The following is a 23,299-nucleotide window of genomic DNA, read 5'->3' on the forward strand; positions in this document are numbered from 1 at the left end:
TTTATATGATAAAGGTTGTTGGATTGGGGCCAGGAAGTGTAGAAGCGCTTACAATTGGGACTTTAGAGGCATTAAAGAATAGTAATAATGTGTATTTTAGAACAGATAAACATCCTAATATTGATCATTTGAAAAGAATCGGAATAGAGTTTAAATCTTATGATTATGTTTATGAAAAATCAAGCAACTTTGATGAGGTATATGAGTTTATTGCTAAAAATTTATTGGATAATTATAAAATGTGTGGTGAGCTTGTATATGCAGTGCCAGGAAATCCTTTTAAAGGAGAAAAGTCTGTTGAAATACTAGTAAAGCTTTGTGAAGAAGAAGGTATAGATGTAGATATTTTGCCGGCAGTTAGTTTTGTGGATGCTATGGTTGAAAGTTTAAAAGTAGACCCTTTTGATGGACTAAAGATAATAGATTCTTTTGATATTAAAAATCAAATTTTAGATAAAAGAGTTGGAATAATAGTAGCACAAGTTTATAATAGGTTTATAGCATCAGAGGTTAAGTTAGCTCTACTAGAATATTATAAAGATGAAACAGAAATATACTTTGTAAGAGCAGCAGGTATTAAAGAGGTTGAAAGTATTAGAAAAATAAAGATTTATGAACTTGATAGGCAAGAAGATATTGATCATCTAACCTCTCTATATATACCTAAAAATTCAGAAGCTACAAAAGATTTTTATGATTTATTGGATATAATGAATACTCTAAGAGGAGAAAATGGATGTCCATGGGATAAAGAACAAACTCATTCATCATTAAAAAAATGCTTAATAGAAGAATGTTATGAGGTCTTAGAGGCAATCGATGAAGAAGATGATGATAAAATAATAGAAGAACTAGGAGATGTACTTCTTCAGGTTGTATTTCATGCACAAATAGGAAAAGAAGATGGGTATTTTAATGTAAATGATGTCATACAAGGAATTTGTACTAAACTAATTCAAAGACATCCTCATGTGTTTGGAGAAATTATTGTTGGCAATTCTAGCGAAGTTTTGGTAAACTGGGATAAAATAAAGAAAATAGAAAAAGGGTTCGATAAATATACAGATGAGTTAAAACATGTACCTAAAAATTTGCCTGCTTTAATGAGAGCAGATAAGGTTCAAAAGAAAGCAGCTAAAGTTGGTTTCGATTGGAATGATGTTAAACCAGCAATGAATAAAGTAATTGAAGAATTAAATGAGATAAAACAGGTATATAAAACCCAAAACAAGGAAAAAATAACAGGTGAAATAGGAGATTTAATATTTAGTAGTGTAAATATAGCAAGATTGCTTGACATTGACCCTGAGCTTGCATTAAATTATACTATAGACAAATTTATTAATAGATTTGAATACATAGAAAAAAGTGCTTTAAAAGATGGGAAAAAATTAGAAGAAATGTCTTTGAATGAAATGGATAAATTGTGGGAAGAATCAAAGACAAAATAATTACTTAAGTTTTTAGTTAAAAGTTCTTATAAAAAAGGATTTTTAATTTAAATGAAGAATAAATTTTATATCATTATTTGATAATAATTTAAGGGAGGTAACAAAGGTGAATAAAGCAGAATTAATTGCAAGCATGGCAGAAAAAACTCAATTAACTAAAAAGGATGCAGAGGCAGCATTAAAGGCATTTATAGAAAGTGTTGAAGAAGCTTTAGGAAAAGGTGAAAAAGTTCAATTAATTGGATTTGGTACTTTTGAAACTCGTGAAAGAGCAGAAAGAAAAGGAAGAAACCCAAGAACTAAAGAAGAAATAGTTATACCAGCATCAACAGTTCCTGTATTTAAAGCTGGTAAAGAATTTAAAGACATAGTTAATAATAAATAACTTAAATGAAAAACCTGGGTGCAAATCTAGGTTTTTTATTTTTAGGAATATAAATAAATAGGAATTTGGAGGGTATTATGAGATTAGACAAGTATCTTAAAGTTTCAAGAATAATTAAAAGAAGAACTGTTGCAAAAGAAGCTTGTGAAAGTGGCAGAGTTTTTATTAATGATAAAGTAGCAAAACCAAGTACAGAAGTTAATGAAAATGATATAATAGAGGTTAAATTTGCTAATCGTTCATTAAAAGCAAAAATTATAAACATAGCTCATCATGTAGCTAAAGCTGATGCAAAAGAGATGTACGAAATAATATCTGGAGAACAAGATCAATAAATGGGACTTTTGCTACAAAAGAAGTTTAGAGATTCATTATAAAGATTATTTGTTATAATGATCCTCTCTTTTTATAGTGAATATTCATTAATATTTAGGCATATATATTTACATATAGGGAGGGGAGTTTATGGAGACAAAAAAAGAGAGTGGAAAAGGTAAAAAGAGTAATTTAACTCTTGAAAATAGAAAAAAAATGGTCTTATCAGGGGTATTAGAAGTAATATCTTTTGATGATAAATGTATAGCATTAGATACAACTCTTGGCACATTAACTGTTAGAGGACAAGAATTAAAAATGAATAAGCTAGATGTGCAAAATGGAGATATCATAATATTAGGTCAAATAAATTCCTGTGTATATACTACTACTGAAAGCAAAAAAGACAAAGAAAGTATAATTGCAAGGTTATTTAGGTAGAGTTATGATTATACCTATGAATGTACAAGTCAATATAATAATTAATAGTATACTTGCAGGAATATTGACGGGGGTATTGTTTGATATATATAGGATTATAAGAGGATTTGAAAATCCCAATGTAATTATAACTTTAATAGAAGATATATTATTTTGGATTTTAGCAGGTATATTAGTATTTATATTTCTACTTTACAATAGCTATATTTATATAGGACCATATTTGTTCTTATATATTGCACTAGGATTATATATATATTTAAAGCTTATAAGCAAATATTTTTTAAAAGCGCAATATAAACTTATATTGGTATCTTTGAAAACATGGAGAATTTTAAAGAATTTAATTCTTTACCCAATAGAGTTGGTAGTATATAAGATTATTCGTAAAAATAAATAAAAAATTGCTTGAATAAAACCTAAAACAAAACTAAAATATAGATATGAATTAAAAATAAACTTTTTGAGGTAATTTATTATGAGGAAAAAGTTTAAGTTTAAAAACATATTGATTTGTTGTATATTAATTTACATTGGCTACACATTAGTAAGTCAGCAAGTAACAATAAGAAATAAGAAAGTGCAATTGGAGAAACTTAATATTGAATTAAAAGAAGCAACAAAAGAAAATCAAAGCTTGTTAGATAAAACTAAAATGTCTAAGACTTACAGATATGTGGAGAAGCTAGCAAGGGAAAGGCTTGATTATATAAAACAAGGAGAAAATGCTGTTATGCAAAAAAAAGATTAGGCCTTGCTTATTTTTTACACTGCGATAAATAAATTAATTATATAAACATATTTAAGGAGGAAGTTTATTAACATGGCCTTACAGGTAGGAAGTATTTTAGAAGGGACAGTAGTAAATATCACTAAATTTGGAGCATTTATAGAAGTGGAGGGAAAGACAGGGTTAGTACACATATCTGAAGTTGCAGACACATATGTTAAAGATATAAGTCAGCATATTAAGGAAAAAGATAAGGTTAAGGTTAAAGTAATTTCTGTAGACGATAATGGAAGACTAAGTTTATCAATAAAACAAGCAATGATAAGGAAAAAGTCTTCAAAACCAGTAGAAATTGATTGGAGTAAAGAAAAGTCTAAAGTCAATAATGATAATTTTGAAGATGCAATTTCTAAGTTCCTAAAGGAAAGTGAAGAAAGATTTCAAGATTTAAAAAAACATCAAAATGTTAAAGGAAATAAATATTCTAAAAAAGGTTGATTAAATATATAAAAGGGCTATTTAAGGCCCTTTTTAAGTTTTTGAAAAAAGTTTAAAAAAACAGTTGACATCTATATGGCATTAATATATAATAGTCTATGTCGCTAAGGAAAACATCAAAGCGGCAAGCGAGAAGGCAAACAAGCCGGAGTGGCGAAATCGGCAGACGCACAGGACTTAAAATCCTGCGGAGCTAACACTCCGTACCGGTTCAAGTCCGGTCTCCGGCACCAATATCGCGGGATGGAGCAGTTGGTAGCTCGTCGGGCTCATAACCCGAAGGTCGTAGGTTCAAGTCCTGCTCCCGCAACCATTTAATGTGGCGGAATAGCTCAGCTGGCTAGAGCATTCGGTTCATACCCGAAGTGTCGTAGGTTCAAGTCCTATTTCCGCTACCATTGAAAAAATAAATAGTAATACGCCGGAGTGGCGAAATCGGCAGACGCACAGGACTTAAAATCCTGCGGAGCTAACACTCCGTACCGGTTCAAGTCCGGTCTCCGGCACCAAATATCGCGGGGTGGAGCAGTTGGTAGCTCGTCGGGCTCATAACCCGAAGGTCGCAGGTTCAAGTCCTGTCCCCGCAACCATTTATTTTTTGGAGCATGGCGGAATAGCTCAGCTGGCTAGAGCATTCGGTTCATACCCGAAGTGTCGTAGGTTCAAGTCCTATTTCCGCTACCAAAAGTCTACAAGGTAACTTGTAGACTTTTATTTTTTTGTTTTATCTCATACAAATTTCAAATTTGTGACACAAAAAAAAGAAAAAGTTCGTGAATGGTAAAATTATACAAAAACATAAAATTAAATGTCTTACGAAACATGAATGTTGGCTCCAATAAATTACATATTTTCCCAGTAAGTTTTGCTATAATAAGTACTATCATATAGAAAGAGTTTAGGGGGGAGCTGTAATGCAGTACGGAGCAGATATATTTCCTTACAAAAGGATAAGGAAAACTAATAAAGATAAAAAAAATTTAAAAAGTATTGAGCAGTATGGTATATTAAATAATTTTGCTTATTTTTTAATATGTTTATTAGTAAGTAGAGTAATTATGCTGAATTTAGAAAATTCAATGGCTCCTTTTGGAGTAGCATTTTTAATAGTTATTTCCCTATATAAAAAGGAGTTTTTTTTTATTTCTGTTTGTGGTACCATAGCTGGATACTTATCTATATATAATAAATTAAACAATTTACCTGGATATTTGATTATAGTTGGAACTATAGCTATTTCAGCCTATATGTTAGAAGAAAAGTCAAAGAACACAAAACTATTAGTTATATTTTGTACTATATTCATTGAGTTAATTGCAAGTGAATTTTGGATACGAAGTTTAACTTTTAAAGTTGCATTTTTATCTGCATTTCTTCAAATGATTTCCATTATCCCAGTATATTTTATTCTTGAACACTCTATAATATGCATAAATAAATTTAAGACAAAACATCTATTTAGTAGCGAAGAAGTTATAAGCATGTCCATTATATTTGCGTTAGTTATATCTGGAACATGGGGAATTACTATAGCCAAGATTTCTATAATGAATATTTTAGCTCTAGGATTTATATTAACACTTAGTTATATAAATGGAAGTACGGTGGGGGCTACAAGTGGAATTGCCATTGGAGCAATAACAGGAATGTGTTCTAATAATATACTTGTTTATGTAAGTGTTTATGGCTTGTGCGGATTTTTTTCAGGACTTTTTAAAGAAATAGGCAAATGGTTGACGGGAGTTACATATATAATAACATTCCTAATACTAATACTCTATTCTAATATAAAATCAGAATTTAATTTTATAGAGGTTATAATTGCTTCAGGTGCTTTTATTGCCATACCAAATGAAGTTTACAACAGGTTAAATTTAGAATTGGACTGGGAAAAAAAGCAAGAGTATTTGAATAAAAGTATAGCATCTAATATTAAAAGTTTAATTGTTGATAGGTTAGACAGTTTTTCCGAAGTTTTATATGGTATGTCAAATACTCTTGAGGAACTATCAGATAATGACAAATTATTAATGAAGAGTAAGAGTAGTGGATTAATTGAGAATCTTGCTGATAGAGTTTGTGGCAATTGTAGTATGAATACTACATGTTGGAAAAAAGAGATATATTGTACTTATGCTGCTTTTGGAGAACTTATACAGAATTGTCAAGAGCAAAGAAGAAAGATTATACCTAAAGAAATAGAAAGAAAATGTGTAAAGAGGACATTGCTTCTAAAAAACACTGAAGATATTGTTAATAATTATATGGTAAAGGAAATGTGGAGAGAAAGACAGAGTGAAGGTAGAAAAATTTTATCTGAACAAATAAACAGTATGGCTGATTCTTTTAAGGAGATAATGAAAGAGTTTAATTGTGATATTAAAATAAACACGGATATTGAGAAAAAGCTTAGAAAGGTTTTGGGAGATCAAAATATTAAATATGATGATATATTCTGTTTTGAAAATAAAAATAACAGATTGGTAATAAAGATGACTTTAAAAGCTTGTGGGGGTACTCAACTTTGTGTAAAGAAAATATTACCTTTTATAAACGAAGTTGTAGGTAAACTTATGTGTGTTAGCGATGAGGGATGTGTTATTAATCCAAAAACAAGTGAGTGTAATATTACTTTTGAAGAAACTCCTAAATATTATATCGCATCTTATGCCAACAAATTATGTAAAGAAGGAGAAAAATATAGTGGAGACAGTTATAGTTTTGGTAAGATTCTTCAGGGTAATTATATGTGTATTATAAGTGATGGAATGGGTTCGGGACCTGAAGCTGGAAGAGAAAGTAAGGCTGCTATTGATATGGTAGAAAAGTTTATTAATTCGGGAATAAGTAAAATTAAAGCCGTAGATGCAGTCAATACAATAATGACTTTAAGATTTCCTCAAGATGAAAAATTTTCAACATTAGACTTATGTGATGTGGATTTGTACTCGGGGGATGTGAATTTTATGAAGATAGGATCTGTTTGTAGTTTTATAAAATCTGGCACAAAAGTTGAAGTGATAAGGTCTAAGACTTTGCCAATAGGAGTTTTGGATAAAGTAGATGTGGATGTAGCAAACAAGAAAGTTAAAAATGGGGATTTTATTATTATGTTAAGTGATGGTGTTGTGGATTATGACATAGATAATACAGGTAATATTGATTGGGTAGTGGATTATTTACAAAAAAACAATACTAATAATCCTAAAGAATTGGTTGATGGACTGATTAATAAAGCTAAGGAATTAAGTGGAGGCAAAGTTAGAGATGACATGACTGCCATAGTTTCAAAAGTTTATAGTTTATATTAGAATAATATTATAATTTAATGAATAGTGACAGCATTACCTCTTTTGTTTAGGATAATGATAAGGATCACAATGAAAAAATAAGTTTTCATTGTGATCCTATCATTTTACTTAACCTAAAGATTTTCTCATACTAAAAGAAAATTTCCTCTGAGAAAACTTATAACTGTGAATTATTAATCTAAAAAATGTTACGTTATAATAGTTTTCTAAAGTGTATTTAAAATAAATTAATAATTTAAAATGACTTCTGTGATATAATAAAATAATGTTGCAAGGCTATAAAGCTGTATTTGGGAGTGTTAAAATTGATAGAAAAGATTATGAATACTATAAAACAAAATGCAATGTTTAAGGAAGGAGATAAGGTTATAGTAGGTGTTTCTGGAGGACCAGATTCTATTTGTCTTTTACATGTGTTATATACTTTAAAAGAAGAACTTAGAATTACACTTGCTGCAGCACATATTAATCATTGTTTAAGAGGAGAAGAAGCAGATAAAGACGAAGAGTATGTAAAGAGGTTTTGTAATGAACTAGGTATAGAATGTTTTGTAAAAAAAATAGATGTACATAAGTTATCTAAAGAAAAGAGTATTTCTTGTGAGATGGCTGGACGGGAAGTTAGATATAAATTTTTTGAAGAAATTTTAAATAACATAGAGGGTCAAAAAATAGCTATTGCTCATAATGCTAATGATCAAGCTGAAACTGTGCTAATGAGAATAATGAGGGGAACAGGGCTAGAGGGTTTAGTTGGAATTAAGGCTGTGCGAGATGAAATTTACGTAAGACCTATATTAAATGTGAGTAGAAATGAAATAGAAAGTTACTGTGAAGTTAATAAATTAAATCCTAGAATTGATAAAACTAATTTGGAAAATATATTTACTAGAAATAAAATTAGGCTTGAATTAGTTCCATATATTCAACAGAATTTTAATAAAGACATAATTGAGGCTTTAAATAGAATGGCAGATACTATAAGAGTAGATAATGATTATATAAACAAAGTTTCAACTGAGTTATATAGGAAATATTGTAAAAAACTAAAAAGTAAGGTTATAATATATAAAGAAGCTTTTCAAGAAAATGAAGCTATAGTGACTAGGATTATTAGAATGTCTTTAAATGAAATCAAGGGTGATTTACGGAACTTTGAAAAAGTTCATATTTATGATATTATAAATATTCAAAAAAATTCTACAGGCAAAGTTGCTATGCTTCCTAATAATATAGAAGTTATAAATAATTATGGAGATATAAGTCTATATATAAAAAAAGAAGTGAATTTAATTAATAATAGAGAATATACATTAGAAATCAATAAAAAAAATTATTTAGAGGATTTAGATTTAAATATTAGTTTAAAGGTCTATACTAATAAAAAATGTTTAGATTCAAAAAAAAATAATTTAATTAAGTATTTTGATTATGATAAAATAGATGGAGATATAAAATTAAGATATAGGAAGAATGGGGATAAGTTTACTCCACTGGGAATGAGGGGAAGTAAGAAATTAAAAGATTTATTTATGGATTTGAAGATTCCAAAAGATGAAAGAAATAATATTCCTCTTATTTGCTTTAAAGAAGAGATAGCATGGATAGTAGATTATAGAGTAAGTGATAAATTTAAGATAGATGAAAATACAAAAAATATTTTGCAAATAAAAATTGAGGGAGAGGAATAAAATAATGAAAAAGGATATTGAAAGGGTATTAATAAGTGAAGAACAAATTAATGCAAAAATTAATGAACTAGGAAAAGAAATTAGTGAAAAGTATGATGGTGAGGATCTTATACTTATAGGAGTACTTAAAGGATCAGTTCCTTTTATGGCTGAGCTTATGAAAAATATAACAATTCCGTGTAAAATGGATTTTATGGCTGTTTCAAGCTATGGTAATTCAACTGAAAGTTCGGGAGTAGTTAGAATACTTAAGGATTTAGACTTTGAGATAGAAGATAAGAATGTATTGATAGTTGAGGATATAGTGGATTCAGGAATAACCTTAAAGTATCTTATGAATTATCTTAAAGCTAAAAACCCTAAAAGTATAGAAATAGCATGTCTTTTAAATAAGCCAGAAAGAAGAGAAGTAGATATAGATGTTAAATACTTAGGATTTAATGTTCCAAATTATTTTTTAGTTGGATATGGCTTAGATTATGCTGAAAAGTATAGAAACTTACCTTACATAGGAATACTAAAGGAAGAAGTTTATAAAAAGTAAATATACCATTATTGTAAAGGAATGTGCTGTATGATAAAATCTAATGTAAAACTATTAGAAAACCTAAATAGATGGGGGGCCTTAAGGTGAAAAAAATTTCAAGTGCAACAGTATGGATAATTGGAATTATGTTTATTATACTTGCTGCGTTAGCGTTAGTAGAAACAAATAAAAGTGATAGTATAATTTCATATGACAAATTTCAAGAATATTGGGTAGGAAATAAGGTATCTAGAATTGAAGTTAAAGAAGACAGAAGAACAGTAATAGGAGAATTAAACGATAAAAATAAAACTCAATTTGAAGCGGTAATTCCAGAAAACTTATTAATAGAAACTGTAAAGGATAATCCACATAAAGTAGCTGTAAAATTTGATAGGCCAACATCTGTACCTATATGGGTAAATTGGCTACCAACAATAATATTAATATTAATGCTAATGGGATTTTGGTTTATGTTTATGCAGCAGTCTCAAGGAGGCGGTGGAAATAGAGGAGTAATGAATTTTGGTAAAAGTAGAGCTAAATTGGCTACTCCTGATAAACAGAGTGTAACATTTAAAGATGTAGCAGGTGCAGATGAAGAAAAAGCAGAACTTGAAGAAATAGTTGATTTTTTAAAACAACCAAAAAGGTATTTAGATATGGGAGCGAGAATTCCTAAAGGAGTGCTTTTAGTTGGTCCTCCAGGAACAGGTAAAACGCTTCTTGCTAAGGCAATTGCAGGTGAAGCAGGTGTTCCGTTTTTTAGTATATCTGGTTCGGATTTTGTAGAGATGTTTGTAGGTGTCGGTGCTTCAAGAGTAAGAGATTTGTTTGAGCAAGCTAAAAAAAATGACTCATGTATTGTATTTATTGATGAAATAGATGCAGTAGGTAGACAAAGAGGTGCTGGACTTGGTGGAGGTCATGATGAAAGGGAACAAACATTAAATCAGTTGTTAGTTGAAATGGATGGATTTGGAATCAATGAAGGTATCATCATGATAGCAGCTACAAATAGACCTGACATATTAGATAAGGCTCTTTTAAGACCAGGTAGATTTGATAGACAGATACTAGTAGGGGCTCCAGATGTAAAGGGTAGAGAAGAGATATTAAAAGTACACATTAAAAACAAACCTTTATCAGATGAGGTTAGACTTGATGTCTTAGCTAAGAGAACCCCTGGATTTGTTGGTGCAGATTTAGAGAATTTAATGAATGAAGCTGCATTACTTGCAGTTAGAAATAATAAAAAATTAATTGGAATGGAAGAATTAGAAGAAGCGATAACAAGAGTTATAGCAGGACCAGAGAAGAAAAGTAGGGTGGTGGCTGAAGAAGATAGAAAGCTTACAGCATACCATGAAGCAGGGCATGCTATTGTAATGAGATTTACTCCTCATTCTGATCCAGTTCATGAGATTAGTATAATACCTAGAGGAATGGCTGGAGGATATACTATGCATCTTCCGGAAAAAGACGCAGCATACACTTCTAGGTCCAAATTAAAAGATGAGATGGTAGGACTTTTAGGAGGAAGAGTTGCTGAACAAATGATAATTGGTGACATAAGTACAGGTGCATCTAATGATATACAAAGAGTTTCTTCTGTTGCTAGAAAAATGGTTATGGAATATGGAATGAGTAAAAAATTAGGTACTATAACTTTTGGTACTGGGCATGATGAAGTGTTCTTAGGAAGAGATCTAAATAAGTCAAAAAATTATAGTGAAGAGATTGCGTCTGAAATTGATAAAGAAGTAAAAAGATTAATAGATGAAGCTTATAAAAGAGCAGAAGATATATTAAGAGAACATTCAAAAGAACTCCATGATGTAGCACAAGTTCTTTTAGAGAAAGAAAAGATTGGCGCTGAAGAATTTAATGCTATAGTTGATGGTACATATAACAAAGAAAAAATAGTACTTGACAAAGATGAAGTGGTAATTGACAAAGACGAAGCGGTAATTGATAAAGATGAAGTAGTACTTGATAAAGATAAAGTAGTAATTGACAAAGACGAAATATAGGAAAATTAGCTATAAAAAGTATAGGGAGTATAATTCACCCTATACTTTTTGCTTGGTTTTAATTATAATTAAGAGTATTAGATACGAATGTTTTAGTTATTATTAAGTTTATTGTAAAGAATTAATATAAAAAATATAAAAATTGTGAAAGGGTGGTAGTATGGAATTTAATTTACAAGAAGGAACAAAAGGTATAATTGAGATGGTTGTAAATGAGAAAGATTCTGCCAAGAACATTGGGTCAGGACTTGCAGATGTATTTGCAACACCAGCTATGATTGCGCTAATGGAGAACACAGCTCAAACTAGTATAAAAGATAGTTTGCCAGAGGGACATTCTACAGTTGGAATAGAAATTTGTGTTAAACATATGAAAGCTACACCTATTGGAATGAAAGTTAAGTGTACATCTAATTTAAAAAAAGTAGATGGTAAAAAATTAACTTTTGAAGTAGAAGCTCATGATGAAGTTGGTAAAATAGGAGAAGGTACACATACTAGATATATAATAAATGACGAAGATTTTATGAAAAAAATTCAAAAATAGTTTTGAGTTGGGCATAATAATAGGAATATACTTATATATTCCTATTAATTTTTTAAAAAGAGGTGTTATTAATATGAAAAATGATATTGAAATTGCTCAAAGCGCAGAAATGAAGCCAATAACAGAAATAGCAGCACAGATAGGATTGCAAGAAGACGATATTGAGCTTTATGGCAAATATAAATGTAAAATATCTTTAGATGTTTTAAATAAAGATACAAAGAAAGAGGAGGGTAAGCTAATTCTTGTAACAGCTATAAACCCAACTCCAGCAGGAGAAGGAAAGTCAACAGTTACAGTTGGATTAGGGCAGGCTTTATGTAAATTAAACAAAAATGCTGTTATAGCCTTAAGAGAACCTTCACTTGGACCTGTATTTGGAATAAAAGGAGGGGCAGCTGGAGGAGGATATTCTCAAGTAGTACCTATGGAAGATATTAATTTACATTTTACTGGGGATATGCATGCGATTACAGCAGCAAATAATTTATTGGGAGCAGCAATAGATAATCACATACATCAAGGAAATAACTTAAAAATTGATGCAAGACGTATAGTGTTTAAAAGGGTTATGGATATGAATGACAGAGCTCTTCGTAATATAGTAGTGGGAATGGGTGGAAAGGTAAATGGATTTTTAAGAGAAGATGGATTTATGATAACTGTTGCCTCAGAGATAATGGCTATATTATGTTTGTCAAATAGTTTGATGGACTTAAAAGAGAGAATGGGAAATATTCTTGTGGCTTATAATTTAGATGGAGAGCCTGTATATTGTAAAGATTTAGGGGTTCAAGGTGCTATGGCACTTTTAATGAAGGATGCTATAAAGCCAAATTTAGTTCAGACGTTAGAAAATACTCCAGCAATAATTCATGGTGGACCTTTTGCTAACATAGCTCATGGATGTAATAGTATTCTTGCTACTAAGATGGCATTAAAACTTGGAGATTATGCTATAACTGAGGCTGGATTTGGCGCAGATTTAGGAGCTGAGAAGTTTTTAGATATAAAATGTAGATATGGTGGATTAAAACCTGATTGTGTAGTCATTGTTGCAACTATAAGAGCACTAAAACATCATGGTGGAGTATCAAAAGAAAAACTTAGTGTTCCAAGTGTAGAAGCATTATCTAAAGGTATAGAGAATTTAGAAAAACAAATAGAAAACATAAAGAAATATGGTGTAACTGTAGTGGTTGCTATAAATAAATTTATAACAGATAGTGAAGAAGAAATTGAATTTATAGAAAATTTCTGCAATAACTTAGGTGTAGAGGTTGCTCTTGCTGAAGTGTGGGAAAAAGGTGGTAGTGGTGGAATTCATCTTGCCGAAAAAGTTTTAAATGTTCTTGAAAGTCAAGAAAGCAAATTTAAATGTTTATATGATGAAAAGCTATGTATTAAAGAGAAAATGGATGTTATAAGTAAAGAGATTTATGGAGCTGATAAAGTTACATATACTAAAGCAGCAGAAAAACAGATTAAAGAAATTGAAGATTTGGGGCTAGATAAACTTCCTATTTGTGTTGCTAAAACACAATATTCACTTTCAGATAATCCACAGTTATTAGGAAAGCCTTCAGGATTTGATATGAATGTAAGGGAGGTAAGGGTTTCTAATGGAGCGGGCTTTATAGTTGTCTTAACAGGGGATGTTATGACTATGCCTGGCCTTCCGAAAATACCAGCTGCAAATAAAATGGATATATTAGAAGATGGCACTATAATAGGACTATTCTAAGTTCTGGATTATACTTTTTATAATATTTATAGCTTGATTTATAGAATTATACACAGTTAAGTTTTACTTGACAAATTATAACCAACTGTTAAAATTAAAATGGTATTAAGGTGGCAATATAAGTTGCTATGAGAGCAGTTGTATACTGCTCTTATAATTTTATTAAGGAGTGTGTCACAGTGATTTTTGTTTTAGATGCGGGGAACACAAATATTGTTTTAGGGATTTTTAAAGATAATGATCTTATTATGGAGTGCAGAATAGGAACGGATGCTAAAAGAACATCTGATGAGTATGGTATTCAAGTGCTTAAGTTATTTTCACATAATAATATAAATCCTTCTCATATAAAAGGAGTAATAATATCTTCAGTGGTTCCAAATATCATGTATTCCATTGAGCATATGATAAGAAAATATTTCAATATAGATCCTATAGTTGTAGGACCAGGAGTGAAGACTGGAATTAATATTAAATACGACAATCCTAAATTTGTTGGAGCAGATAGAATAGTAAATGCAGTTGCTGCACATGAAATATATAAGAGACCTTTAATTATAATAGACTTTGGTACAGCAACTACATTTTGTGCTGTAACTAAAAAAGGGGACTATCTAGGTGGAGTAATATGTCCAGGAATAAAGATTTCAGCTGATGCTTTGTTTGAAAAAGCGGCTAAACTTCCAAGAATAGAACTAGTAAAACCTAAAAAAGTTATATGTAAAAGCACTGTTACAAGTATGCAATCGGGTATAGTTTATGGATATATTGGGCAAGTTGATTATATAGTTTCCAAAATGAAAAGAGAGTTAATCGAATTAGGGGAAGAGGAACCTTTTGTTGTAGCAACAGGAGGCCTTGCAAAACTTATTGCTCAAGATTCGGAAACAATTGATGAAGTAAGTCCGTTTTTAACATTAGAAGGACTAAAAATTATATATGAAAAGAATAAAGAGTAGGTATATATATGAAAATAGGAAGTTTAACTTTTGATAATAATGTATTTTTAGCACCTATGGCCGGTGTAACAGACATATCTTATAGGGGTTTATGTAAAGAAATGGGATGTGGGCTTGTATATACAGAAATGATTAGTGCTAAAGCTCTTTATTATGATAGCGATAGAACAAAAGATATGCTTAGATTTAGCGAAGAAGAAAAACCTGTAGCTGTTCAACTATTTGGTAGTGAACCTGAGGTTATGGCTGAAGTATGCCAAATGTTCAATAAAGATGAAGGTGTTTGCTTAATTGATATAAATATGGGATGTCCTGCCCCAAAAATAGTTAAAAATGGAGAAGGATCAGCTCTTATGAAAAAACCTGAATTAGCTGCTGAGATAGTAAAGCATATGAAAAAGAAATTAACAAAACCTTTAACTGTTAAATTTAGAAAAGGATTTGATGAAAATAATATTAATGCTGTAGAGTTTGCTAAAAGGATGGAAGATGCTGGAGCAGATGCTATAACAGTTCATGGAAGAACTCGAGCTCAAATGTATGAGGGAAAAGCTGATTGGGATATAATAAGAAAAGTAAAAGAAAATGTTAAGATACCTGTTATAGGGAATGGGGATGTTTTTTCAGCACAAGATGCCTTCTATTTAAGAGAGGATACTAAATGCGATGGTATTATGGTAGCTAGGGGAGCTATGGGTAACCCATGGATTTTCAGGGAAATAAAGCAATCACTTAACAATGAAGAAGTTACATATCCTAACGAAAAAGAAAAGATAGATATGTGTATGAGACATTTAAAATTAGCTATTAAATATCATGGTGACACTAGGGCAGTGCGAGAAATGAGAAAGCATATTGCTTGGTACATAAAAGGAATAAAAAATTGTACAGATATAAAAAATAGGATAAACACTGAGAAATCAAGCGAAGAGGTAATTAAGATTTTATTAGAATATAAAAACCAATTTAATAGTAACCTTTAATTTGTATATTTACTCAGTAACTGTAATTTATTTAATGCATTTATAATAGAATTAATGTATAAACAATAATATGTAGGTAAATAATGAATAAGAATAGTGTGGTTATTTATGCAACTACTGAATTAGAAAAATCATATAGTGATAATAACCTTTGGGGTAAAATAAAGGATAAGATATATACTAGATATGAAGGCGAATATTTAATAAAAGATTTGGGGATCACTGTTTCTAAGGTGAAATTTCCTCCAAATTTTCATGAAAGTGCATTTCAAAGAAATGTATATGAGATAAATAAAAAGTTTGGAAGTAATAATTCTAGTTTGGCGTTGAAAACCATAAGAAAACTAGATTATTATTTTTATAGTGATTTTCAAAAAAAATTATTGGCCTATAGTGTAGTTAAAAGTATACAATTAATTTTAATGACACGTCAAAAAAGTATAAGTAATAGTTGTATATTAGTTTTTGATGGTGCAGATGAAATAAATAGATATATAGTTTTTGAATTAGCTAAGAAATCAAAATTTTTTATATTATTATCAAATAATGTAAGAAAAACAAGGGAATTATGTGATTATATAATATCCAATTTTGGCAGTTCACCTGTAGTTACTAACGATATAGATTTTGCGTTAAAAAGTGCTGATTTTATAATAACATCTAAACCATTAAATATTTCAAGTGAATCTCCTATATGGTATTTAGATAACACATATAGTCCTAAAAAATATGATAACTTAATAATTAATGATGTATCTTATTCTACACCATGGCAAGTTGAAGAATTAGATTTAACACCAGAATTATTAGGAGCTATTTTTGCTAATAATAAGATTGAAGATATAGAAGTATTTTTAGAGGAGAATAAAGTTTTTATTAAAAATGTAGGCTTTAAAAGTGCAAAATTATTGCCATAATATAACATGGAAAATTTTTGAAGAAACCATGTTGACATTAGATGTTTACTGATTTATAATTACTTAAATAGTTTGATGTAAATAATAAAGGTATTTCAAATAAATTATGGATTAAAGGGGAGTAGAAAATGAGTGAATCAAAACAATATATTATGACAAGTGAAGGTGTAAAGAAATTAGAAGACGAGTTAGAGTTTCTTAAAACTGTTAAAAGAAAAGAGATAACTGAAAAAATTAAAGTAGCCCTTTCTTATGGAGACTTAAGTGAGAACTCAGAATATGATGAAGCTAAAAATGAACAAGCTTTTGTTGAAGGAAGAATAATTCAACTCGAAAATATGCTAAGAAATGCAAATGTTGTTGATGAAAGTGAAATTTCATCAGAAACAGTAAGTGTTGGTTCTCATACTAAGGTGAAGGATTATGAATTTGATGAAGAAATAGAATTTCATATTGTAGGTTCTGCTGAAGCTGATCCTATGGAAAATAAAATTTCAAACGAGTCACCTGTAGGTAAAGCACTTATAGGCAAAAAGGTTGGAGATATTGTAGAAGTTCCAGTTCCAGATGGAGTTAGTAAATTTGAAATTTTAGAGATTAGAGTATAAACTATAGAGTGGTAGATTAAAGATCAAAATTGGAGGGATGCACTAATGGCAGAAAAGCAGTTGACTAAAGAAGAAATAAAACAAATGAAAATGCAAGCTAAGCAAGAAGCTGAAATGAATGCCTTACTTAAAGAAAGAAGACAAAAATTAGAAGATTTACAAACAGCAGGTAAAGACCCTTTTGATGTATATAAAGTAGAGAGAACTCATACTTCTGAGGAAGTTAGAAACAATTATGATGAACTAGAAGGAAAAGATGTAACTATAGCTGGTAGACTTATGTCTAAGAGGGTACATGGAAAAGCTGGATTTTCTGATATTCATGATAGATATGGAAAAATGCAGTTATACATAAAGATAGACAATGTAGGGGAAGAAAAGTTAAAACAATACAAAACTTTTGATATTGGTGACTTTGTATCAATTACGGGTACTGTATTTAAGACCAAGACAGAAGAAGTTACTATACAAATTAAGGACTTTGAGCTTTTAACTAAATCTTTAAAACCACTTCCAGAAAAGTTTCATGGATTAAAAGATCCTGATTTAAGATACAGACAAAGATATGTAGATTTAGTAATGAATCAAGAAGCAAAAGCAACACTTCTTAAAAGGACAGCTATCATAAAAGCTATGAGAGAATTTTTGGACAATAGGGATTTTATAGAAGTCGAAACACCTTCATTATCACCTATAGCTGGTGGTGCTGCTGCTAAACCATTTGTAACACACCATAATGCATTAGACGTTGATATGTATTTAAGAATAGCACCAGAGTTATATCTAAAAAGACTTATAGTAGGTGGATTTGAAAAGGTATATGAAATAGGCAAAAACTTCAGAAATGAAGGCATAGACGTAAGACATAATCCAGAGTTTACTTCTATAGAATTATATGAAGCATATTCTGACTATAATGATATGATGGAAATTACTGAAAACATGGTAGCTTATATTTGTGAAAAGGTTAATGGAACAACTAAAGTTGTATATGAAGGTACAGAAATAGATTTTGCTCCACCATGGAGAAGATTAACTATGGTAGATGCAGTTAAAGAATATGCTGGAGTTGACTTTAATGCAATCAGTAGCCATGAAGAAGCTAGACAAATATGTAAAGAAAAAGGTGTAGAATTAAAGAAAGAACTTAAGGACTGTACAAAAGGAGATATCTTAGTAGCTTTCTTTGAGGAATATGCAGAAGAGAAATTAATGGAGCCTACTTTTATATGTGATTATCCAGTAGAAAATTCACCTCTTACTAAGAAGAAGAGAGGAAATGCGGAATTAACTGAGAGATTTGAAGGGTTCGTATATGGTAGAGAACTTTGTAATGCATATTCAGAATTAAATGATCCTATAGTTCAAAAGGAAAGATTCCTTCAGCAATTAAAAGAAAGAGAACTTGGCGATGATGAGGCATACATGATGGATGATGATTTCATAAATGCTTTGGAAATAGGAATGCCTCCAACAGGTGGAATGGGAATGGGAATTGATAGGCTTGTAATGTTCCTAACTGACTCTCATTCAATAAGGGATGTAATACTATTCCCAACAATGAAACCAACTAAATAACATAATAGAATAATGATGCAAGTGCTTTTATTTTCATAAAAGTGCTTGCAATTTTTATGAAATGTGCTATAATAACTATTGTATTCAATGTTCCGCGGTAGCTCAATGGTGGAGCACTCGGCTGTTAACCGATAGGTTGGAGGTTCGAGTCCTCTCCGCGGAGCCATTTTTATTTTTTGGATTATATTTTAGTAAAATAATTTTTCAATATACTTGACAATTAGATTTTATTTGATAGAATAATTTTTAAGAATAATTTAATAAAAAATACATGATGATAAAGAAGAGTAAGAATAACTTTTTTATAGAGAGGTCGTGGTAGGTGCAAACGGCTGAAAGGTTATTATGAATGGAGCTTTGGAGTGTAATTAGTATTGAGGAGGGCTATTGCCAAAAAGGGTGGAACCGCGGAAATATAAATTTCGTCCCTTTAGGTAGTGAGGTCTTTTTTTTATACATTTTTATCTGGTGTCTAACCAGCCTAATACTCCCATCTTTTTTTAAATGAGAATAAAGGACAATTAGATCCTGAATAACGATTTTTCCTAAAGGATAACGACTTCTAAGGTTTTACTCCTTAGAACTCTGTTAATACATTTCAGATGGAGTAAAAGTTTCACTTAAAACCAAGAAACCCATTTATAGAAAATACTAATGTTACAGGAGGTAATAATAATGGCTTTTGAAAAGACAATGGATAAGGTAGTTTCATTATGTAAAGGTAGAGGATTTATATTTCAAGGTTCAGAAATATATGGAGGACTTGCGAATTCATGGGATTATGGTCCTCTAGGAGTTGAATTTAAAAATAATGTTAAAAAAGCTTGGTGGAGAAAGTTTATACAAGAAAGTCCATATAATGTAGGAATTGATGCTAGCATACTGATGAACAAAGAAGTATGGGTTGCTTCTGGACACGTAGGTGGATTTTCAGATCCATTAATGGATTGTAAAGAATGTAAAGCTAGATTTAGAGCAGATAAAATAGTAGAAGAACATATGGCTACTCAAGGAATTGACAATGTAAGTGCTGATGGATGGACTAGTGAAGAGTTAATGAAGTATATAAATGATAATAATATAGTTTGTCCTAAATGTGGAAAGAAAAATTATACAAATATAAGAAGATTTAATCTTATGTTTAAGACTTTCCAAGGAGTTACAGAAGATTCTTCTTCAGAAATATATTTAAGACCAGAAACTGCTCAAGGTATTTTTGTAAACTTTAAAAATGTGCAAAGAACTTCAAGAAAGAAAGTTCCATTTGGTATAGGACAAATAGGTAAATCATTCAGAAATGAGATTACTCCAGGTAATTTTACTTTCAGAACTAGAGAATTTGAACAAATGGAATTAGAATTTTTCTGTGAGCCAGGAACAGATTTAGAGTGGTTCCATTACTGGAAAGATTATTGTTGGAAGTTCTTATTGGGTTTAGGTATGACAGAAAAGAACTTAAGATTTAGAGATCATGAAGCGGAAGAGTTATCATTCTATAGTAAGGCGACATCAGATGTTGAATTCCTATTCCCATTTGGATGGGGTGAATTATGGGGAATTGCTGATAGAACGGATTATGATTTAAAACAACATATTGAACATTCAGGAGAAGATATGTCATATCTTGACCCAACTACAAATAAGAGATATGTACCATATGTTATAGAGCCATCTTTAGGAGCTGATAGAGTGGCTTTAGCATTTTTAGTAGATGCTTACGATGAAGAAGAACTTGAAAATGGAGATAAGAGAACAGTACTTCGCCTACATCCAGCATTAGCTCCATTTAAAGCAGCTATATTACCTTTATCTAAAAAACTTTCAGATAAAGCTTTAGAAGTTTATTCACAGTTAAGTAAGAAATTTAATATAGACTATGATGAATCTGGAAGTATAGGTAAGAGATATAGAAGAGAAGATGAAATAGGAACTCCATACTGTATAACTATTGATTTTGATACATTAGAAGATAATACTGTTACAATAAGAGATAGGGATACTATGGATCAGGTGAGAATGAATATAAATGAGTTAGAAAAATTCATTGCAAGTAAAGTAGAGTTTTAAATTTATAAACAATTATAAGACGAATGCTAATAGCAAATTTTCTTTGCTATTAGCATTCGTTTTGTTTTATATTTATATATAATAAGACGTATAGAGAAAAACTCTATAATTAAATTATGCTTTACTATAAGAATCATTTAATAAATCAATCAAAAAAAACACCGGGAACTCCGGTGTTTAAATAAGGTTTATAATGGGGATATGTTATGCGTCTAATTAAATTTGGGGAATTAATTATCGATTTTTCACGACACTTTGATAGTATATCAAAATAAATCATAATAATCAATAGTTAAATCAAAATCTTTATTTTCAAACAATTTGGAATAATGATTATATGTAAAAAACATTAAATATATTAAGTTTAGGTAGAAAGTGATATAATTAAATAGAAGTAAAGACAATAATAAAGGGTACTTGGAGGTTTCTCTAATGAAAAATGATTTTAGGGATTTTAAAAAGTTTATAAAAAATAAAAAAGTTGCTGTAGTTGGTATAGGGATAAGTAACATTCCTTTAATAAATTTTCTTTATGAATTAGAAGCTAAAGTAACAGCGTTTGATAAAAAAGATGAAAAAAGCCTTGGAAAAGTAGGAGAAGATTTTAAGAAAAAAGGTATAAATTTAGAGCTAGGAGAAAACTATCTAGATAATCTAGTTGGATTTGATGTTATATTTAAGACTCCATCTATGAGAATAGATAACCCTGCGCTTGTTAAAGCTAAACAAAATGGAACGTATATAACATCTGAAATGGAGGAGTTTGTAAAATATTGTCCTGGAAAAGTTTTTGGTGTTACTGGAAGTGATGGAAAAACAACAACTACTACGTTGGTTCATAATATGTTGAAGATTGAAGGATATAAAACTTGGGTAGGAGGAAATATCGGTAATCCCTTGTTTTCTAAAATAGAAGAAATGAATGTTGAAGATAAAGTAGTTTTGGAATTATCTAGTTTTCAACTAATGACAATGAATGTTCATATTGATTGTGCATTGATAACAAATATAACGCCTAATCATCTAGACATGCACAAGGGAATGGATGAGTATGTGGAAGCTAAAAAAAATATTTTTAAAGTTCAATCGAAAGAGGATTTATTGGTTTTAAATAGAGATAATCGACTTACTAACTCTATGGTGAGTGAAGCAAAAGGAAGATATATGCAGTTTAGCATAAAGGAGAAAATACAAGATGGTGCTTATTTTGAAGACGATAAGCTTATATTAAGAGGCGTAGAAGTTTGTAAATTACAGGATATAAAATTAATGGGAATGCATAATGTTGAAAATTTATTAGCAGCTTTTTGTACAGTTTCTGATGATGTAAGTATAGAAAGCATGAAAAAAGTTGCAACTACTTTTACCGGAGTAGAGCATAGATGTGAATTTGTGAGAGAAATAGATGGTGTTAGATATTACAATGATTCCATAGCTTCAAGTCCAACAAGAACACTGGCAGGATTAAATGCGTTTAGTCAACCAGTAATATTAATAGCAGGAGGATATGATAAAAAAATACCTTTTGACCCTCTTGCTGAACAGGGATATAGTAAGATAAAAGCTTTAGTATTAGTAGGTATTACTAAAGAAAAAATAAAAGCAGCTTTTGACAAAGTTATTGAGGAGAAATCAATAAAATTACCTATAGTCTTGACAGAAGATTTTGAAGAGGCTGTGTATAAAGCCAAAGAATTAGCTCAAAAAGGAGATATAGTGACTTTGTCTCCTGCATGTGCCAGTTTTGATTTATTTCCTAACTTTGAGGTGAGGGGAAATAAATTTAAAGAAATAGTAAATGAACTATAGAATAATATTATGAAGTAATGAGTAACGGCATAGGAATAGGATTTTCTAAATATATGTAGTTACCTATTAAACCTTCATTACATGAAGAAGTACTAAAGGCGTAATTGTTACTTCAAAGTTTAACTAAATAAGTACTAACTCCATTGAGATACCGATCGCAAAGTTTATTGGCTTTTTGTGTAGATCAGCAGTAAAGCCCTTAATGAAAAATTAGCTTTTCATTAAGGGCTTATTATTTTATTTAACTTATAGATTTTCTAACAAAATAAAGAAAATTCTCATTTCCTGGCATCTAGTATATAGCATCTGACTCTCATAATAATGTTTCGTAGTCTACTCTTCCTTGTGTGTCAATACAAGAAATATGGAGAAAAAACGAGAAATAAATAGAAATAAGAATATAAGAATTAATAATAAACTTTCATCAGTTTTATGAATTAAGGAATTGTGATAAGATAATCCATGTCGTCGCAAGAGAGTAGCGACAAGACAACAAAATTAAAATGAAAATTTTAAAAAAGTTGTTGACAAGAAAGAAACAAATTGATATACTAAATAAGCTGCTTGAGTGCAGTGAAAGAAATGGTCTTTGAAAATTAAACAGAAGTTGATATAAAGTCAGTCAATTGAATTGAGTAAAGATTAAACTTTTAAATTGAGAGTTTGATCCTGGCTCAGGACGAACGCTGGCGGCGTGCCTAACACA

The 23,299-nt window shown here is 30.2% G+C and carries 20 protein-coding genes, 7 tRNA genes and 1 other annotated feature; all 27 genes read left to right on the forward strand.

Features of this window, described 5'->3' with window-relative positions; all coding sequences use genetic code 11:
- Positions 1-5: 5 nt before the first annotated feature.
- The 27 genes from yabN to murD all read left to right on the forward strand — a co-directional run bounded on the left by yabN (position 6) and on the right by murD (position 22,593).
- Positions 6-1,451 (forward strand): bifunctional methyltransferase/pyrophosphohydrolase YabN, encoded by a 1,446-nt coding sequence (yabN, locus tag OW729_RS17070; RefSeq protein ID WP_268062769.1) that lies wholly within the window; start codon positions 6-8, stop codon positions 1,449-1,451.
- A 106-nt stretch (positions 1,452-1,557) separates the two neighbouring features.
- A complete protein-coding gene (locus OW729_RS17075; RefSeq protein WP_268062770.1) occupies positions 1,558-1,836 on the forward strand; it encodes an HU family DNA-binding protein in 279 nt (92 codons plus the stop codon).
- A gap of 77 nt (positions 1,837-1,913) precedes the next feature.
- The gene (locus tag OW729_RS17080) at positions 1,914-2,171 is read left to right on the forward strand and encodes an RNA-binding S4 domain-containing protein (RefSeq protein WP_268062771.1); all 258 of its coding nucleotides are present in this window, start codon (positions 1,914-1,916) and stop codon (positions 2,169-2,171) included.
- A gap of 130 nt (positions 2,172-2,301) precedes the next feature.
- Entirely contained in the window at positions 2,302-2,592 is a 291-nt protein-coding gene (gene yabP / locus OW729_RS17085; protein WP_268062772.1) for a sporulation protein YabP, read from the forward strand.
- The gene (gene yabQ / locus OW729_RS17090) at positions 2,573-2,992 is read left to right on the forward strand and encodes a spore cortex biosynthesis protein YabQ (RefSeq protein ID WP_268062773.1); all 420 of its coding nucleotides are present in this window, start codon (positions 2,573-2,575) and stop codon (positions 2,990-2,992) included. The genes yabP and yabQ overlap by 20 nt, the downstream gene beginning before the upstream one ends.
- A gap of 78 nt (positions 2,993-3,070) precedes the next feature.
- Complete coding sequence (locus OW729_RS17095; protein ID WP_268062774.1) at positions 3,071-3,343, forward strand: FtsB family cell division protein; 273 nt, start codon at positions 3,071-3,073, stop codon at positions 3,341-3,343.
- Positions 3,344-3,415: 72 nt separating this feature from the next.
- Positions 3,416-3,820, forward strand: coding sequence for a S1 domain-containing RNA-binding protein (locus OW729_RS17100; protein WP_268062775.1), 405 nt, complete (start codon positions 3,416-3,418; stop codon positions 3,818-3,820).
- A gap of 144 nt (positions 3,821-3,964) precedes the next feature.
- A tRNA-Leu gene (locus OW729_RS17105) sits at positions 3,965-4,053 on the forward strand.
- A gap of 4 nt (positions 4,054-4,057) precedes the next feature.
- Positions 4,058-4,133 (forward strand) — tRNA-Met (locus OW729_RS17110).
- An 8-nt stretch (positions 4,134-4,141) separates the two neighbouring features.
- A tRNA-Met gene (locus OW729_RS17115) sits at positions 4,142-4,218 on the forward strand.
- Positions 4,219-4,240: 22 nt separating this feature from the next.
- Positions 4,241-4,329 (forward strand) — tRNA-Leu (locus tag OW729_RS17120).
- A gap of 5 nt (positions 4,330-4,334) precedes the next feature.
- Positions 4,335-4,410: transfer RNA gene (locus tag OW729_RS17125), tRNA-Met, on the forward strand.
- Positions 4,411-4,427: 17 nt separating this feature from the next.
- Positions 4,428-4,504, forward strand: a tRNA-Met gene (locus OW729_RS17130).
- 230 nt (positions 4,505-4,734) lie between these two features.
- The gene (gene spoIIE, locus OW729_RS17135) at positions 4,735-7,131 is read left to right on the forward strand and encodes a stage II sporulation protein E (protein ID WP_268062776.1); all 2,397 of its coding nucleotides are present in this window, start codon (positions 4,735-4,737) and stop codon (positions 7,129-7,131) included.
- A gap of 305 nt (positions 7,132-7,436) precedes the next feature.
- Positions 7,437-8,822: a tRNA lysidine(34) synthetase TilS gene (gene tilS / locus OW729_RS17140; protein WP_268062777.1), complete on the forward strand. Its 1,386-nt coding sequence runs from the start codon at positions 7,437-7,439 to the stop codon at positions 8,820-8,822.
- 4 nt (positions 8,823-8,826) lie between these two features.
- Complete coding sequence (gene hpt / locus OW729_RS17145) at positions 8,827-9,366, forward strand: hypoxanthine phosphoribosyltransferase (protein ID WP_268062778.1); 540 nt, start codon at positions 8,827-8,829, stop codon at positions 9,364-9,366.
- A gap of 86 nt (positions 9,367-9,452) precedes the next feature.
- Entirely contained in the window at positions 9,453-11,381 is a 1,929-nt protein-coding gene (ftsH, locus tag OW729_RS17150) for an ATP-dependent zinc metalloprotease FtsH (RefSeq protein WP_268062779.1), read from the forward strand.
- Between the two features lie 160 nt (positions 11,382-11,541).
- Positions 11,542-11,928 carry a thioesterase family protein gene (locus OW729_RS17155; protein ID WP_268062780.1) on the forward strand — a complete coding sequence of 129 codons (387 nt, stop codon included), beginning with the start codon at positions 11,542-11,544 and terminating at the stop codon, positions 11,926-11,928.
- A 73-nt stretch (positions 11,929-12,001) separates the two neighbouring features.
- On the forward strand, positions 12,002-13,672 hold the full coding sequence (locus OW729_RS17160; protein WP_268062781.1) for a formate--tetrahydrofolate ligase: 1,671 nt from the start codon (positions 12,002-12,004) through the stop codon (positions 13,670-13,672).
- Positions 13,673-13,851: 179 nt separating this feature from the next.
- Positions 13,852-14,631 (forward strand): type III pantothenate kinase, encoded by a 780-nt coding sequence (locus OW729_RS17165; protein WP_268062782.1) that lies wholly within the window; start codon positions 13,852-13,854, stop codon positions 14,629-14,631.
- 8 nt (positions 14,632-14,639) lie between these two features.
- A complete protein-coding gene (gene dusB / locus OW729_RS17170) occupies positions 14,640-15,614 on the forward strand; it encodes a tRNA dihydrouridine synthase DusB (RefSeq protein WP_268062783.1) in 975 nt (324 codons plus the stop codon).
- A gap of 83 nt (positions 15,615-15,697) precedes the next feature.
- On the forward strand, positions 15,698-16,531 hold the full coding sequence (locus OW729_RS17175) for a hypothetical protein (protein ID WP_268062784.1): 834 nt from the start codon (positions 15,698-15,700) through the stop codon (positions 16,529-16,531).
- A gap of 128 nt (positions 16,532-16,659) precedes the next feature.
- Positions 16,660-17,139, forward strand: a complete 480-nt coding sequence (greA, locus tag OW729_RS17180; RefSeq protein ID WP_268062785.1) for a transcription elongation factor GreA — start codon at positions 16,660-16,662, stop codon at positions 17,137-17,139.
- Positions 17,140-17,184: 45 nt separating this feature from the next.
- On the forward strand, positions 17,185-18,717 hold the full coding sequence (gene lysS / locus OW729_RS17185; RefSeq protein WP_268062786.1) for a lysine--tRNA ligase: 1,533 nt from the start codon (positions 17,185-17,187) through the stop codon (positions 18,715-18,717).
- A gap of 91 nt (positions 18,718-18,808) precedes the next feature.
- A tRNA-Asn gene (locus tag OW729_RS17190) sits at positions 18,809-18,883 on the forward strand.
- Between the two features lie 99 nt (positions 18,884-18,982).
- Positions 18,983-19,150 (forward strand) — a binding site (T-box leader).
- Positions 19,151-19,392: 242 nt separating this feature from the next.
- Positions 19,393-20,784: a glycine--tRNA ligase gene (locus tag OW729_RS17195; RefSeq protein ID WP_268062787.1), complete on the forward strand. Its 1,392-nt coding sequence runs from the start codon at positions 19,393-19,395 to the stop codon at positions 20,782-20,784.
- Between the two features lie 432 nt (positions 20,785-21,216).
- Positions 21,217-22,593 carry a UDP-N-acetylmuramoyl-L-alanine--D-glutamate ligase gene (gene murD / locus OW729_RS17200; protein ID WP_268062788.1) on the forward strand — a complete coding sequence of 459 codons (1,377 nt, stop codon included), beginning with the start codon at positions 21,217-21,219 and terminating at the stop codon, positions 22,591-22,593.
- The last annotated feature ends 706 nt before the right edge of the window (positions 22,594-23,299 follow it).

The sequence above is a fragment of the Clostridium brassicae genome (assembly GCF_026738875.1).
GTDB classification, from domain to species: domain Bacteria; phylum Bacillota; class Clostridia; order Clostridiales; family Clostridiaceae; genus Clostridium_H; species Clostridium_H brassicae.

Bases quoted from the DNA above. Each gene is read 5' to 3' on its own strand.
- yabP (WP_268062772.1), top strand. From the start codon at position 2,302: ATGGAGACAAAAAAAGAGAGTGGAAAAGGTAAAAAGAGTAATTTAACT.
- hpt (WP_268062778.1), top strand. From the start codon at position 8,827: ATGAAAAAGGATATTGAAAGGGTATTAATAAGTGAAGAACAAATTAAT.
- murD (WP_268062788.1), top strand. From the start codon at position 21,217: ATGAAAAATGATTTTAGGGATTTTAAAAAGTTTATAAAAAATAAAAAA.
- OW729_RS17160 (WP_268062781.1), top strand. From the start codon at position 12,002: ATGAAAAATGATATTGAAATTGCTCAAAGCGCAGAAATGAAGCCAATA.
- spoIIE (WP_268062776.1), top strand. From the start codon at position 4,735: ATGCAGTACGGAGCAGATATATTTCCTTACAAAAGGATAAGGAAAACT.
- OW729_RS17100 (WP_268062775.1), top strand. From the start codon at position 3,416: ATGGCCTTACAGGTAGGAAGTATTTTAGAAGGGACAGTAGTAAATATC.
- dusB (WP_268062783.1), top strand. From the start codon at position 14,640: ATGAAAATAGGAAGTTTAACTTTTGATAATAATGTATTTTTAGCACCT.
- greA (WP_268062785.1), top strand. From the start codon at position 16,660: ATGAGTGAATCAAAACAATATATTATGACAAGTGAAGGTGTAAAGAAA.
- OW729_RS17155 (WP_268062780.1), top strand. From the start codon at position 11,542: ATGGAATTTAATTTACAAGAAGGAACAAAAGGTATAATTGAGATGGTT.
- yabN (WP_268062769.1), top strand. From the start codon at position 6: ATGATAAAGGTTGTTGGATTGGGGCCAGGAAGTGTAGAAGCGCTTACA.
- lysS (WP_268062786.1), top strand. From the start codon at position 17,185: ATGGCAGAAAAGCAGTTGACTAAAGAAGAAATAAAACAAATGAAAATG.
- OW729_RS17095 (WP_268062774.1), top strand. From the start codon at position 3,071: ATGAGGAAAAAGTTTAAGTTTAAAAACATATTGATTTGTTGTATATTA.
- OW729_RS17080 (WP_268062771.1), top strand. From the start codon at position 1,914: ATGAGATTAGACAAGTATCTTAAAGTTTCAAGAATAATTAAAAGAAGA.
- OW729_RS17175 (WP_268062784.1), top strand. From the start codon at position 15,698: ATGAATAAGAATAGTGTGGTTATTTATGCAACTACTGAATTAGAAAAA.
- OW729_RS17195 (WP_268062787.1), top strand. From the start codon at position 19,393: ATGGCTTTTGAAAAGACAATGGATAAGGTAGTTTCATTATGTAAAGGT.